The 908-nt window shown below is 72.7% G+C and carries 1 pseudogene; it reads left to right on the forward strand.

Annotation, left to right across the window (positions count from 1 at the left end):
- Positions 1-908: pseudogene (locus CH341_RS34695) on the forward strand (hypothetical protein); the annotation flags it as partial.

Below are 908 nucleotides of genomic sequence, written 5' to 3' on the forward strand. Positions count from 1 at the left end.
GGCCCGTTCGCGTTCGACACGATCGTCCCATGGACGACCGCGACGGCCTATCATGCGACGCCGCCGGCCTCCGCCGTGTCGTTCGACGACTTGGCCTATATCTGCGCCGTCACCCACGTCGCCGGCACGTTCGAAACCGACCTCGCAGCCGGCAAGTGGATCAGGATCGGCCAGATCGCCGGCCAGGGACCGCCCGGCGAGCAGGGTGCAACCGGCCCGGCCGCATGGACGGGCGTCGCCGCATGGGCGACCGGCACGATCTACACGCCTGGACCCCCGGCCTCCGTCGTGACCCAGGGCGGCTCGACCTTCGTGTGCATCGGCTGGCACCTCGCCGGGACGTTCGCGGCCGACCTCGCAGCCGGGTACTGGCGCCTGGTCGCGGCGAAGGGCGACACGGGCGCGACGGGGCCGACCGGCCCGGCCTCCTGGCTGCCGATTGCCTCCTGGTCGTCGGCCGGCGTGTCGTACACTCCGGGGCCTCCGGCGAGTGTCGTGTCCTATGCCGGCCTCGCGTGGGTGTGCATCCAGCCGCACGTCTCGGGGCCGACCACGAACCCCGGCTCTTACGATACCGGGTGGCGTCAGGTCGGCGCCAAGGGCGACACCGGTCCGACCGGCCCGCCGCCCTGGCAGCCGCCGGAACCCTGGATCACCGGCACTCACTACGCCGCGGCAGCGCCGTCGTCCTGCGTCACCTACGAGGGTGAAACCTACGTCTGTCTGACGGCCCACACGGCCGGGGACTTCGTCGCCGACCTCGCGGCCGGGCGATGGATCAAGATCGCTTCGGCCTCGAGCGGCGGCGGCGGCGGTTTCAAGAACCGTCTGGCGAACGGCGACTTCCGCTTCGATCGCCGCGCCGGCGGCGGCGTGACGCAGATCGCCGCCGGCGGCGACCGCACGCC

This window comes from Rhodoplanes roseus (assembly GCF_003258865.1).
Lineage (GTDB): Bacteria > Pseudomonadota > Alphaproteobacteria > Rhizobiales > Xanthobacteraceae > Rhodoplanes > Rhodoplanes roseus.